Annotated in this window: 12 protein-coding genes; 8 read left to right on the plus strand and 4 right to left on the minus strand. The window is 73.3% G+C overall.

Features of this window, described 5'->3' with window-relative positions; genetic code table 11:
- Window positions 1–41: 41 nt before the first annotated feature.
- The 4 genes from sigE (at window position 42) to JL106_RS00745 (ending at window position 3,500) form a co-directional block, all read left to right on the plus strand.
- A complete protein-coding gene (gene sigE / locus JL106_RS00730) occupies window positions 42–689 on the plus strand; it encodes an RNA polymerase sigma factor SigE (protein WP_205258820.1) in 648 nt (215 codons plus the stop codon).
- On the plus strand, window positions 665–1,027 hold the full coding sequence (locus JL106_RS00735) for an anti-sigma factor (protein WP_205258750.1): 363 nt from the start codon (window positions 665–667) through the stop codon (window positions 1,025–1,027). The genes sigE and JL106_RS00735 overlap by 25 nt, the downstream gene beginning before the upstream one ends.
- Window positions 1,028–1,424: 397 nt before the next feature.
- Window positions 1,425–2,699 carry a S1C family serine protease gene (locus tag JL106_RS00740; RefSeq protein WP_328840880.1) on the plus strand — a complete coding sequence of 425 codons (1,275 nt, stop codon included), beginning with the start codon at window positions 1,425–1,427 and terminating at the stop codon, window positions 2,697–2,699.
- A 216-nt stretch (window positions 2,700–2,915) separates the two neighbouring features.
- Window positions 2,916–3,500 carry a Sec-independent protein translocase family protein gene (locus JL106_RS00745; RefSeq protein WP_205258752.1) on the plus strand — a complete coding sequence of 195 codons (585 nt, stop codon included), beginning with the start codon at window positions 2,916–2,918 and terminating at the stop codon, window positions 3,498–3,500.
- A gap of 22 nt (window positions 3,501–3,522) precedes the next feature.
- Here the strand turns inward: JL106_RS00745 and JL106_RS00750 are convergent, their stop codons facing one another.
- A complete protein-coding gene (locus JL106_RS00750; RefSeq protein ID WP_205258753.1) occupies window positions 3,523–4,656 on the minus strand; it encodes an Mrp/NBP35 family ATP-binding protein in 1,134 nt (377 codons plus the stop codon).
- A 370-nt stretch (window positions 4,657–5,026) separates the two neighbouring features.
- Here JL106_RS00750 and JL106_RS00755 point away from each other — a divergent pair, with 370 nt between their 5' ends.
- The gene (locus JL106_RS00755) at window positions 5,027–5,539 is read left to right on the plus strand and encodes a general stress protein (protein ID WP_205258821.1); all 513 of its coding nucleotides are present in this window, start codon (window positions 5,027–5,029) and stop codon (window positions 5,537–5,539) included.
- Window positions 5,540–5,617: 78 nt separating this feature from the next.
- Here JL106_RS00755 and JL106_RS00760 read toward each other — a convergent pair whose 3' ends face one another.
- Window positions 5,618–6,799 carry a magnesium and cobalt transport protein CorA gene (locus tag JL106_RS00760; RefSeq protein ID WP_407940061.1) on the minus strand — a complete coding sequence of 394 codons (1,182 nt, stop codon included), beginning with the start codon at window positions 6,797–6,799 and terminating at the stop codon, window positions 5,618–5,620.
- A gap of 218 nt (window positions 6,800–7,017) precedes the next feature.
- Between JL106_RS00760 and JL106_RS00765 the strand changes: the two genes are divergently transcribed.
- From JL106_RS00765 to JL106_RS00775, 3 genes are all read left to right on the plus strand, one after another.
- Window positions 7,018–7,893: a PHP domain-containing protein gene (locus JL106_RS00765; protein WP_205258755.1), complete on the plus strand. Its 876-nt coding sequence runs from the start codon at window positions 7,018–7,020 to the stop codon at window positions 7,891–7,893.
- A gap of 79 nt (window positions 7,894–7,972) precedes the next feature.
- Window positions 7,973–8,353: a hypothetical protein gene (locus JL106_RS00770; protein WP_205258756.1), complete on the plus strand. Its 381-nt coding sequence runs from the start codon at window positions 7,973–7,975 to the stop codon at window positions 8,351–8,353.
- Between the two features lie 106 nt (window positions 8,354–8,459).
- Entirely contained in the window at window positions 8,460–9,674 is a 1,215-nt protein-coding gene (locus JL106_RS00775; protein ID WP_407940062.1) for a DNA polymerase domain-containing protein, read from the plus strand.
- Here the strand turns inward: JL106_RS00775 and JL106_RS00780 are convergent.
- Window positions 9,664–11,184, minus strand: a complete 1,521-nt coding sequence (locus JL106_RS00780; RefSeq protein ID WP_205258758.1) for an Rv3212 family protein — start codon at window positions 11,182–11,184, stop codon at window positions 9,664–9,666. The two genes, JL106_RS00775 and JL106_RS00780, sit on opposite strands and share 11 nt — an antisense overlap.
- Window positions 11,185–11,278: 94 nt before the next feature.
- Window positions 11,279–13,066 (minus strand): DEAD/DEAH box helicase, encoded by a 1,788-nt coding sequence (locus JL106_RS00785; RefSeq protein WP_205258759.1) that lies wholly within the window; start codon window positions 13,064–13,066, stop codon window positions 11,279–11,281.
- Window positions 13,067–13,109: the final 43 nt, after the last annotated feature.

The raw sequence follows: 13,109 nt of genomic DNA on the forward strand, positions 1-13,109 counted from the left end.
AACTGTCCGCCGTGGCCGCAGACGGCCCGACGCGCTCGGCGATCGGGCGACCAGGCGAGCCCAGCAGCGCCGATCAGGTCGATCCGGACCGCCTCGACGACGCGGGCGCCGCCCCCGTCGAGTGGACCCCGCCGTCCTGGGACGACATCGTCCGGCAGCACGGCGACCGGGTGTACCGGCTCGCCTACCGACTCGCCGGCAACTCACACGACGCCGAGGACATCACCCAGGAGACGTTCATCCGGGTGTTCCGTTCGCTCGACACCTTCCGGCCGGGGTCCTTCGAGGGCTGGCTGCACCGGATCGCCACCAACGTGTTCCTCGACCTGGTCCGTCGTCGTCAACGCATCCGCATGGAGGCGCTGCCCGAGGAGACCGATCGCATCGTCGGTCGGGAGCCCTCGCCCGAGCAGGCGTTCGCGGACTCCAGCCTCGATCCGGACCTGCAGGGCGCCCTGGACGACCTGCTGCCGGAGTTCCGTGCCGCCGTGGTCTTGTGCGACGTGGAGGGGCTGTCGTACGAAGAGATCGGTGCGACGCTGGGGGTCAAACTGGGGACCGTGCGTTCCCGGATCCACCGCGGCCGCCAGGCGCTGCGAGCCGGCCTGGAACGGAGGCGAGCGGCGCACGTCGAGTCCAGCGACACCCGGAAGGTGGTGCAGCCGTGGCGGTCTTCGACGACCACCTGACCCTGGACGCCATCGTCGCGTTCACCGACGGCGAGATGCCGTTGACGGCGTACCAGCGGGCCGCCGCCCACCTCGACCGGTGCACCCGGTGCACCGAGGAGGTTGCCGAGCAGGCCAGCGCTCGGGAGTTCCTGCGCTCCGCGCAGGCGCCAGCCATGCCGCGGTCGTTGTGGGAGGCGCTGCGGTCGATCCCGATCGCCGTGCCCGGGCGATGCCAGCCCGGGGCGGTCCGCGCCGAGGTGGCTCCGGTCGAGCGCAGCCGTGCCGGGCTGCCCCGGTTGCGGGAGCGTGCTCCCCGTGGCGTCGTCGCCCGGTGGAGCGTCGATCCGCGCAGCTGACCCCGCCGCTCACCCGATCGATCGACGTCCCGGCGGCATCCCGCGCAGCCGACCGCCACCGCCCAGGACGACATCGGCCGCCCCGTAGCCTGGGACGGGCGGGACGGTCAGGCGCGCAGCAGCAGGAGCACACATGGACGGCAGCGAGCCCGTGAACGGCGCGGGCGGCGATCGGCCGCGCGCCGGATCCGCCGACGCGGACGTCCCGGGTCGGAGGCCCCAGCACGGACCCGTCACGCCGACGATCGACCCGGCCGTCGCGTCGGTCTTCCGCCGACCGGACGCGCATCACGGCTCGTTCCGGCCACCCCGTCCGGATGGGACCGGCCGCGGTGCGGTGGGCACCGCACCGCCGTTGCCGGACGCCGTCCGATCCGCCTTCGGTCGTCCACCGGGGGTGACCGACGACCTGTCCCGTGAGCCCGGCACCGTCGGCGTCACGCGGCACGACGGGCCCACCCGGGACGACGACGATCCGCAGCGCCGCTGGCGCAACCCGCACGAGCCGACCCGCCTGGCCGGGCCGCCGGAGGCATCACCGGATCCGGAGCCGCCGGCGGCGCTGCGTCGCTTCACGCTGCGCGAGGCGTTGTTCGAACGGCGCCTGCGGCTCAGCACCCTGATCGGGCTGCTGGTCACAGCGATGCTCATCGGAGCCGTGGGGGCGGTGATCGGGGCGCTGGTGGTGGAACGGACGCCGGGCGCACTCACCGATCCGGACGTCGAACTCGCCCAGGTCCAGCCGGGTGTGGTGCGCGACCCCGGCTCGGTCGCCGAGATCGCGGGCCGGGTGCTGCCGTCCGTCGTCTCGATCGAGGTGCGCACCGGGGACGTCGGGGGCACCGGTTCCGGCGTCGTCATCGATGGCGGGTACGTGCTGACCAACAATCACGTCGTGTCGTCCGCAGCCACCACGGCGGGTGCGGTGCTCTCCGTGGTCTTCGACGACGAGGAGCAGACCCGGGTTCCCGGCACCATCGTCGGGCGCGACCCGCTCACCGATCTTGCCGTGGTCAAGGTCGACGTGACGGGCGCGGTCGTGGCCCAGCTCGGCGACTCGGCGAGCCTGGCGGTCGGTGACCCGGTGATCGCGATCGGTTCGCCGCTGGGCCTGGCGGGGACGGTGACGACCGGCGTGGTCTCCGCGGTCGACCGGCCGGTGCGGCTGCAGGGCGGCGGTTCGGACACCGACGCGGTCATCGACGCCATCCAGACCGACGCGGCGGTGAACCCCGGCAACAGCGGCGGTCCGCTCGTCGACGCGACCGGTGCGGTGATCGGCATCAACTCGGCGATCCGCACCCTCGGCGGTCAGGAGAGCGGTTCGATCGGCCTCGGCTTCGCCATCCCGATCGAGACCGCGCGGGACATCGCCCAGCAGCTCATCGCCACCGGCTCCGTGACGCACGCGTCGATCGGCGTGAACGCCAGGTCCGCGACCGACGGGGTGACCGACGGCGCCCAGGTGCAGAACGTGCAGACGTCGGGACCGGCCGCCGCCGCCGGCATCGCCGAGGGCGACATCATCACCCGGGTCGGCGACCGCGACGTCGGCAACGCCGACGAACTGATCGTCGCCGTCCGCGCGCACCAGCCGGGTGAGACCGTGCCGGTCGTGGTGGTCCGGGACGGGCGGGAGACGACCATCCAGGTCGTTCTGGGGTCCGAGTGACCGACCCGGTGCATCGTGTGACCCGCGGTCGCCGCGACCCCGCGGCGGACGAGACGACGATCGCACCGACCCGGAACCGGACCGTCGGCTGGCTATCCTGACCTGACGCCGGATCGCGGCCAGCCGAGGCTCGCCGCCGACGCACCACGACACCAGCAGCTGCTCCGCCGTTCCGCGGCGGACGACAGCCGCGGACGACCAGGAGGGAACCGCCACGTGTTCGGCCTGTCCTGGGGTCAGATCGCCATCATCGTGCTCGTCGGATTGTTCGTCATCGGGCCCGAGCGCATCCCGACCGCGGTGCAGTGGGTGACCAGTTCGCTGCGCCGGGTCCGGGGTCTGGCCGCCGGCGCGCAGGCCGAGCTGCGCACCCAGCTCGGTCCTGAACTGGAGGAGCTCCGCCGCCAGGTGGCCGATCTGCAGTCCCTCAAGGAGCTGCAGGAACTCCGGGACCTGCGCGACCTGCACCCGAAGCGGCTGATCGGCAAGAACATCCTGGGTGACGAGTTCTCCGGCGGCATCGGCGGCTTCCTCGGCCTGGACCAGTCCGCCGCGGCGACCAGTGACGCCTCCACCGGCAACGGCTCGGCCGGCACCGCGGCCAAGGCGAGGCCCACGGGAGCACCGGCCGCAGCCCCGGCGCAGCCGGACTTCCGCAAACCGGCACCGGCGCCGAAGGCCTCCGCGGTGCCCACCCCGTCCCCGGGCGGGCCGTCCCGCCCCGCGGCGTCACGTCCGGGTCGCGCGATCGTCTCGCTGCAGCCCGGTGAACGTCCGCCGTTCGACCCCGACGCGACCTGATCGCCGGGCCGTCGGCGAGCTCTCAGCGGCGGCCGGCGGGGGAGATGCCCAGGGACACCCCGGTGAGTGGGCGGCGTCGGGTGGCCAGGTGGTCGGCGACGGTGCTCAGGGCCTGGGCGGCGGGGGAGTGTGGGTCACGCAGCACGACCGGCAGGCCGACATCGCCGGCTTCGCGGACGTCCGGGTCGAGCGGGATGGAGCCGAGCAGCGGGACCTGGGTGCCGGTGAGCCGGGACAGGGACGCGGCGACCTGCTCGCCGCCGCCGGTGCCGAAGACGTCGACGCGGGTGCCGTCGGGCAGGACCAGGCCGGCCATGTTCTCCACCACGCCGACGACCTTCTGCCGCGTCTGCAACGCGATGGCGCCGGCCCGTTCGGCGACCTCGGCCGCCGCGGTCTGCGGGGTGGTGATCACGATGATCTCGGCGGTGGGGATGAGCTGGGCGCTGGAGATGGCGACGTCACCGGTGCCGGGGGGCAGGTCCAGCAGCAGCACGTCCAGTTCGTCGCCCCAGTACACGTCGGCCAGGAACTGCTCGAGCGCCCGGTGCAGCATCGGGCCGCGCCAGACGACCGGGGTGTTGCCGTCGACGAACATGCCGACGCTGATCACCTTCACGCCCTGGGCGACCGGCGGCATGATCATGTCGGCGACCCGGGTGGGGCGGCCGGTGACCCCGAGCATCCGTGGCACGGAGAAGCCGTAGACGTCGGCGTCGACCACGCCGACGCGCAGACCACGGGCGGACAGCGCGACGGCCAGGTTGACCGTGACGGTGGACTTGCCGACGCCGCCCTTGCCGGAGGCGACGGCGTAGACACGGGTGCGGGACTCGGCCCGGGCGAACGGGATGTCCTTGGTGGCGCCGCCCTTGAGCTGCTCGCGCAGCCGGCCGCGTTGCTCGTCGGTCATCACCCCGAGGGTGAGCCGCAGGTCGGAGACTCCGGGCACGGCCCGGACCGCGGCGGTGACGTCCTTGGTCAGGGTGTCGCGCAACGGGCAGCCGGCGATGGTCAGCAGCACGGTCAGGTCGACCCCGCCGGCGGCGTCCACCGACAGCGTGTCGACCATGTTCAGATCAGTGATCGGCCGCCGGATCTCAGGGTCCTTCACCCCGGCGAGGGCGCCGCGGATCTGCTCAACGGTGACGGTCATGCGCTCCCTGCTCGTCCGTACCCATCCGCACGCGACCGCGGCCCGGCTCCGCCGCCCGACGTGGTCCCGCCCGGACGGCGCTGTCCACATCGGTCAGGGTACGTGCTGGGGCGGTCACGTCCGTTCGCGCTGCACGTACGGTTCTCATGCAGCGCCGATGCCACTCACCGGCGGAACCAGGACAGTGGTCCTCGTGCGCCGGGCTCCGGCGTGCCCGTCCAGGTGCTGCTCCGGCCGGTTGTGTCAGCATGGAACGGCCGGCTCCACCCGCTCGTCGCGGGAGGGGCCGTCCGTGGAGTCGAGCGGAACCGGGACAGGCGCGATGGGTGTCTTCCCGGCCACCGCCCGCACGAGAAAGGGTCCGTACGTCATGACCTCACCGATGGGCTTCCGGGCATCGGCGACGGTGCCGAACCTGCCCACGCCACCGACCGGGTTCGTGGTCGCCCGCTACCCGACCTACGCGCAGGCCCAGAACGCGGTCGAGCACCTCGTGCGCAACGACTTCTCCATCCAGGACGTGACCATCGTCGGGTCCGACCTGCAGATGGTCGAGCGGGTGACCGGCCGGCTGACGGCCAAGAAGCTGGCCGCCGCGGGCGCCGCGTCCGGTGCCTGGATGGGGCTGTTCGTCGGCCTGCTGATGAGTTTCTTCGCCCCGGTGCAGAGCAGCCTCCTGATCCTGATCCTCGCCGCCATCGCCATCGGCGCGATCTTCGGCGCCGTCATGGGTTGGCTGGGGTTCTCGCTGGCCAAGGGTCGTCGCGACTTCACCTCGGCGTCCCAGGTCGTCGCCCGCCTCTATGACGTGCTCTGCCAGCCGCGCACCGCGGAGCAGGCCCGTGACCTGCTGGCCAAGATGGAGCTCGGCCGCCGCGGCTGACTCCACCTGACGTCGCCGACCGACGGCCCGACCACCCTGCCGGGTGGCCGGGCCGTCGCCGTCTCGGACCGGGGTGGGTCAGAGCCAGCCGCGGCGGCGCAGCAACCGGTGGATGCCGAAGCACAAACAGAACATCAGCAGCAGGACGGCGGGGTAGCCGTACTGCCAGTGCAGTTCCGGCATGTCGTCGAAGTTCATGCCGTAGATGCCGGCGATCGCGGTCGGCACCACAGCGATGGCCGCCCAGGACGAGATCTTGCGCATGTCCTCGTTCTGCCGCGCCCCGACCTCGGCCAGCAGTGCGTTGGCCAGGTTGGTGAGCAGTTCGTCGAAGGAGCCGATCTGCTCCGAGACGTGCAGCACGTGGTCCTCGACGTCGCGGAAGTACCGGCGGACCTCGTCCGGCACCAACGGACTGGATCCGTTGGTCAGCGTCCGCAGCGGCAGGGCCAGCGGCACCACGGCCCGGCGCAGCTCCATGATCTCCCGCTTGAAGCTGTAGATGCGCTCGACCGACACGGGCGCGCCGGGGGAGAAGACGGCGGTCTCGAGGTCGTCCATGTCCTGCTCGATCTGTTCCGCGACCGCGAAATACTCGTCGACGATCCGGTCGGTGATGCCGTGCAGCACCACGGCGGGACCGAGTTGCAGGTGCTCCGGTCGGCTCTCCAGCTCCTGCCGCAGACCGATGAGGCTCGAGTGGTCACCGTGGCGGACGGTGATGATGAAGTCGGCGCCCAGGAAGACCATGATCTCGCCGGTCTGCACGATCTCCACGCTGTTGGCCTTGGTCCGGGCGGGGTCGGCCTCGGCGTAGGTGTGCCCGACGGGGGCCGGCCGGTGCCGCAGCGCGCCGCGACGGTCGCCGACCTCGGTGGACCCCAGCAGTCCGGTCGCGTGGTCCACGTGGGCGACCGTCTTGAGCACCATGAACAGGCTGTGGCGGTACGCGTCGAGTTTGGGGCGCTGGTAGGCGTGCACGGCGTCCTCGACCGCGAGTTCGTGCAGGTCGAAGACCTCGGCCAGGTGCTGCATGTCGGCCCCGGTGGGTTCGTGCAGGCCGATCCAGACGAACCCCGATCCGGCTTCGGCGATCGCCTGCCGGGCTGCCTCGGGGGTCGCGCAACCCGGGTGCGGCACGCCGTCGATGTACGCCTCGCACCCGACGACCGTCCCCGGCCGCGGTTCGGTCGGAGCGGCGTCGCCGTGCTTGCGGGCCAACAGGTCCAGCGGCGTCCACTCGGGACGCGGTGCCGGCATCATCCGCATGTCCGACCTCTTCCTGCTCGCGCACCGGCCATCGCACCGGTCCCAGGTCCGTCCACCGGCCGGAGGCAGCGGCCCCGGACCGGGACGCCGCGATGAAGACGATGACGCTGCGCCGAGGCGGAAGTTACTCTCCGCAGTCGAACGGATGGTGAACACACCGGTCCGCCCGCGCACCGGGACGATCGCTGGGGAAGGCAGGATGGGAATCGATGCGCATCGACCTCCACACCCACTCGGATCGCTCCGATGGGACCGACCCGCCCGCCGACCTCGTCCGGGCCGCGGTGGCCGCGGGCCTGGACGTCCTGGCCGTCACCGATCACGACACCACGGGCGGCTGGGCGGCGGTCGAGGAGGCGCGACCGGCCGGGTTGACCGTCATCCGGGCTGCCGAGTTCTCCACCCAGGATCCGCTCGGCGGGTCCCCGGACGGTCGACCGGTGAGCGTGCACCTGCTCGGGTACCTGTTCGACGCGGACGATCCGGTGATCGTGGCGGAGCACCGGCGGCTGCAGGCGGCGCGGCTGCGTCGCGGCACGGCCATCGTCGACAAGATGGTCGCCGCGGGCGTGCCGATCACCAACGACCAGGTGCTCACCATCGCCGCCGGGGCACCCGTCGGCCGCCCGCACATCGGTCGGGCCCTGGTCCAGGCCGGGGTGGTGTCCTCGGTCACCGAGGCGTTCTCCGGCTACCTGGCCGGCCGCGGGCCGTACTACGTGCCCAAGCCCGACACGGACCTGGCCACCGCGGTCCGGATGATCGCCGCGGCCGGTGGGGTGAGCGTGCTGGCCCATCCGCGAGGCCGCGGCGAGCGGCGCGTCCTCACCCCCGAGCGGATCGAGCAGCTGCAGCGACTCGGCCTGTCCGGACTGGAGGTCGACCACCCCGACCACGACGAGGCGGCTCGTGACGAGCTCCGGGCCATCGCCGACGACCTCGGCCTGATCACCACCGGCTCCTCGGACTACCACGGCACCAACAAGACCATCCGGCTCGGCCAGGAGACGACCGCGCCGGCCCAGTTGGCCCGCATCGTGGCCGCGAGCAGTGGGGTCACCCCGCCACTGGGGCCGGTGCCCTGAGATGACCGCACCCGGCTCCTGGCCGCCTGACCGTGCCTGTGACCAGCACGCTCCCGCCGACGTGCCACGGACGGCGCCGTTGCCGGTCCCGCCCGGCCTCGACGGGCCGGCCGGCGCCCGGCCCGTCCCCGACCCGGCTGGTCGGCCCCGGCCGTCGGGGGCCGTCCGGGCCTTGGACGCGGTGGCCGGCGCCCTGGCCGCCGGTCTGACGGTGCTCGGCCTGGTGTTGCTGATCGCCCAGACGCTGTCCCCGTCGGTGGCCGACGCGACGGATCTCGGGCTGGCGACCGGACCGGGCTGGGACCGGGTGCTGGTCACGCTGGGGGCCGGCGTGCTCGCCGAGGTGCTGGTCCAGGTGCGCGGCCGCGACACCGCCCGTGCCGGCGCCGTCCGACTGCTGTTGGATGCGGTGGTCGTCGTGATCGGCGTGACCGTGCTGTGGTGGGGCTGGTGGAGCTGAGCGGGAGGGGCTGGCGGTGACCGGGAAGAAGCCGACCGAGCAGCAGCCTGCGAAGCAGGGTGGGGCGGTCCTCCAACTCACGTCCGCCGACGGATCAGCGCGGGAGATCACCGTCAGCCACCCGGACAAGGTGGTCTTCCCGGTCCCGAGCCTGACCAAGCGCGACCTGGTCGACTACTACCTCGCCGTCGCGGACGGGGCGGTGCGCGGCGTCGCCGGTCGTCCGATGATCCTCAAGCGGTTCGTCAAGGGCATTGACGAGGAGGCGTTCTTCCAGAAGCGGGTGCCACAGAACCGCCCGTCCTGGCTCCGCACAGCGACGCTGCGCTACGCCTCCGGCACGTCGGCCGAGGAGGCCGTGGTCGACGACGCCGCTGGCCTGGCCTACGTGGTCAACCTCGGCTGCATCGACCTGAACCCGCACCCGGTGCTGGCCGAGGACCTCGACCGGCCCGACGAGCTGCGCATCGACCTGGACCCGGTGCCGGGCGTGCCGTGGAGCGACATCACCCGGACCGCGCTGGTCGTCCGCGAGGTGCTCGCCGACCACGGCCTGACCGGCTGGCCCAAGACCTCGGGCTCGCGGGGCTTCCACGTCTACGCCCGGATCCTGCCCCGCTGGGAGTTCCGCGACGTCCGCCTGGCCGCCGAGACGGTGGCCCGGGAGGTGGAACGGCGGGCGCCGGACCTGGCCACCAGCCGGTGGTGGAAGGAGGAGCGGCAGGGCGTCTTCGTCGACTTCAACCAGAACGCCAAGGACCGGACGGTCGCCTCGGCGTACTCGGTGCGGGCCACCCCGGACGCCCGGGTGTCGACGCCGTTGGACTGGTCGGAGGTCGAAGCGTGCGATCCGGCCGCCTTCACCGTGCCCACCGTGCTGCGGCGGTTCGGCGAGATCGGTGACCCGTGGGCCGGCATCGAGCGGGCCGATGGCTCGCTGGACGGGTTGCTGGCACTGGCCCGCGAGCTCGGCCCGGCCGAGAAGCCGCCCAAGGGCAGTGGCACGCGGATGCGGATGATGCCGCTGGTGGAGATCGCGCGGGCGAAGACCAAGCCGGAGGCGGTGGCCGGGCTCGCTCGCTGGCGCGAGCGCCACCCGGAGGTCTCCGCGCTGCTCGAGCCGGCCGATGTGCTCATCGACGGGATGCGCGGCAGCAGTTCGGTCTGGTACCGGATCAGGATCAACCTGCAGCACGTCCCCGAGGGCCTGCGCCCGCCCCAGGAACCGCTCGAGGTCGACTACGACCCGTGGGCGCGCTGGCGCAACGACCCGGCGTCGGCGCCGTGGAACCGCTCGACCACCGCGCCGGTCACGGGCTGAGGCCGACCACCGTCGCGCCGCGGTCCTCGATCACCATCGAGCCGACCGCGACGGCGTCGACCCGGCCCGCTCCGTCGCCCCGGACGACCGGGATGCTGCTCACCGGAGTACCGGTGGCCTCGTCCAGGCTGCCGAGCCGGCTCACCCCACCGGTCCAGCCAGCGGGCACCACGTCGTAACCCCCGGCCGTCGGGACGAGGACCGACCCAGCGACGGTGGCCGGGGTGCCCAGCGCCCCGGACCGGGTCCAGCGGACCTGCAGGTCGTCGGTGGCCACGGTGGCCTCGGCCGCGCCCGGCAGCGCCGCGCCGGGAGCCACCGAGCTGGCCGTGGCGCTGGTCGACGGCTCGGTCGACGGCGTGGTCGCGGCGGTGGTCGCCGGGGCGGGGGCCTGTACCTGGTCGCGTGCGACGGCCAGCACCACGTCCCCGACGAGCGAGTAGCGGACCGGTCCGGCCTCGGTGGCCGGTGTGATCGCCACCGGGACCTCGGTGGCGCCGGCCGCCACCTGCTCCGGGGTGGTCGGCAGTACGTCCGCCTGCACGATCGCGGCGGCCGGGACGGGCACCGGGGTGCGGGAGGTCTCGGTGCCGGCCGCGTCGTAGACGACCACGGCCGGCTCCGGCGCAGAGACCAGCACGGCGACCCGGTCGGCGGTGATGCCGACGATCCGGGCGGCCGGTGACCCGGTGTCGATGTCGGCGCGGGGCGTGTGCTTGAACACGTCCTGGTCGGACGGCTTGTCGGGAGCCGAGCCGGGTGTCGCCCAGTTGATCACCAGCCGGGCGTTGGGGGAGGCCTGGGTGCCGGTCGAGCAGTGCTCGACGGTGGCGAACTGGGTGTCGGCCAGGGCGATGTCGGTGAACAGGCAGCCGTTCCGGCTGGAGCCGGGCTTGGTCGGTTGCGGTTGGTCGCCGTACTGGATGGTGCGGACGAGATCGTTGCGCCACACCTCGACGAGGGTCGGGCCGATCCACCCGGCGTACGGGCCGCCGAACGCCAGGGCACCGCCCGGCTGGTACGGCCCGGTCCGGGAGTAGGTCCGCTCGCCGGTCACCGGGTCCAGCAGTTGCACCTGGGAGCAGTGGTCGCCGACCTCGAACACCGCCGCGATGCCGCGGACCTGCCCGGCCACGGTGGCGCCCGGGGTGTCGACGTCGCCCGACCGGACCGTGCACAGCGAGCGGTTCGACCGTTCGTAGGACCAGCGGGACGTTCCGGTGGTCGCGTCCCAGCCGGTGACGGCGTGCTCGCTGGCCGTCACCACGACCCCGTAGGGCGAGGCCACCGCCCCCAGCCGGGCATCGGTGCCCAGCTCCCACCGTTCGGTCAGCGCGGTCGGGACCTGGCTCGGCAGCTCCGGGATCGGGACGACCCCGCCGGCCCGCAGCGTGGTGGCCCGGATGTCGCTGGTCAGCCACACGACCGCGGCCACGGCGAGCACCGCGACGGCCAGACCGGCGGCGACCAGGCGGTCGACGCGGCGGCGCCGGGCCGGGCTCGAGATCACGGTCCGAGCCTACGGGCCGTGACGGGACCCCCGGGACGACCACGCCCCGGCCGCCCAGCGAGGGCGACCGGGGCGGGCGGGGTGGTGCGGGTGATCAGGCGTTGGTCGCGGGCTCCGCGGCAGCGGCGACCTCGGCGGCACCGGTGGAGTCGTTCGGACCGGCGGTCCCGCCCTCGGTGGCGGCATTGCCGGAGCCGCCGCGGGTGCGGCGGCGGGCCCGGCGGCGCTTCGGGGCCGGACCGGTCTCGTCGGTCGGCGTTTCCGGGCCGGGACCGGTCTCCTTGGCGGCGTGCTCGGTGGCCTTGCCGCCAGCCGTGGTGGTGTCGGCGGGACGGCCGCTGCGGGTCCGGGTCCGGGTCCGCCGCGAGCGACCCTCGCCGGCTGGCTTGTCGGCAGGTCCGGCGGCGTCGGCCGACCGGCCGTCACGCCGTCCGGACGGGGCCTTCTGCCGTTTGCCGGTCTCGCCGAGATCCTCGACCGCCTCCGCGGACAGGCCCTCACGGGTCCGCTGCGCCCGCGGCAACCGGCCGGTCACGCCCTCCGGGATGTCCAGGTCGGTGAACAGGTGCTTCGAGGTCGAGTAGGTCTCGGCCGGGTCGGCCGCATCGAGGCCGAGGGCGTCGTTGATCAGCTTCCACCGCGGGATGTCGTCCCAGTCGATGAACGAGACCGCGACGCCGGTCCGACCGGCGCGGCCGGTGCGGCCGATGCGGTGCACGTAGGTCTTGTCGTCCTCGGGGCACTGGAAATTGACCACGTGGGTGACGCCCTCGACGTCGATGCCGCGGGCCGCGACGTCGGTGGCGACCAGGACGTCGACCTTGCCGCTCCGGAACGCCCGCAGGGCCTGCTCCCGCGCGCCCTGGCCGAGGTCACCGTGCACGGCGGCGGCGGCGAAGCCACGCTCGGTCAGCTCGTCGGCCACCTTGGCGGCGGTCCGCTTGGTACGGGTGAAGACCATGGTCAGCCCGCGGTCCCGCGCCTGCAGCACCCGGGCCAGCATCTCCACCTTGTCCAGCGCGTGCGCGCGGTAGATGAACTGGGTGGTCGTGCGGTGGGTGGCGCCCTCGGCGGGCATCTCGGCCCGGATGTGGGTGGGCTGGCGCATGAAGCTGCGGGCCAGCGTGATGATCGGCCCCGGCATGGTCGCCGAGAACAGCATGGTCTGCTTCTGGTCGGGCACCATGCCGAGCACCCGCTCGATGTCCGGCAGGAAGCCCAGGTCGAGCATCTCGTCGGCCTCGTCCAGGACCAGCACCTGCACGGCGCCGAGCTGCAGCGAACCGCTGTTGGCCAGGTCGAGCAATCGGCCCGGGGTGCCGACCACCACGTCGACGCCGGCGTTCAACGCGGCGATCTGCGGTTCGTAGGCCCGGCCGCCGTAGACGGCGGTGACCTTGAGGTCCAGGTGATTGGCCGCGTCGTGCAGGTCACGGGTGACCTGCACGCACAGTTCACGGGTGGGCACCATGACCAGGCCGCGGGGCGCGCGACCGCCGGCCGGCCGGCCGTCCTCGCCGGCCGGGGTGGTGGCGACGAGCCGCTGCAGCAGCGGGACGCCGAACCCCAGGGTCTTGCCCATGCCGGTGCGGGCCTGGCCGATCAGGTCGCCGCCGCCGAGGGCGATCGGCAGGGTCAGGGCCTGGATGGCGAAGGTGCGCTCGATGCCGGCGCTGTGCAGCGAGCGGACGATCGGCTCCAGGACGCCGAGCTCGGCGAACGTGGGCGACTCCGGCTCGACCGGGGCGTCGGCCTGCAGCGGATGCGAGGCGGTGGCGTCCTCGGGGGCGATCGCCGACTCCTCGATCAGCTCCACATCGGTGCTGGTGACGGCGGGCTGCTCGGCCGGCTGGACGTCGGCCTCGGGGTGTGCGTGGGTCATGTGGGGTCGTGCCTTCCTCGACGTTCGCGCGCGTTCTCGCGAG

Source organism: Nakamurella leprariae, assembly GCF_016918035.1.
GTDB lineage: Bacteria > Actinomycetota > Actinomycetes > Mycobacteriales > Nakamurellaceae > Nakamurella > Nakamurella leprariae.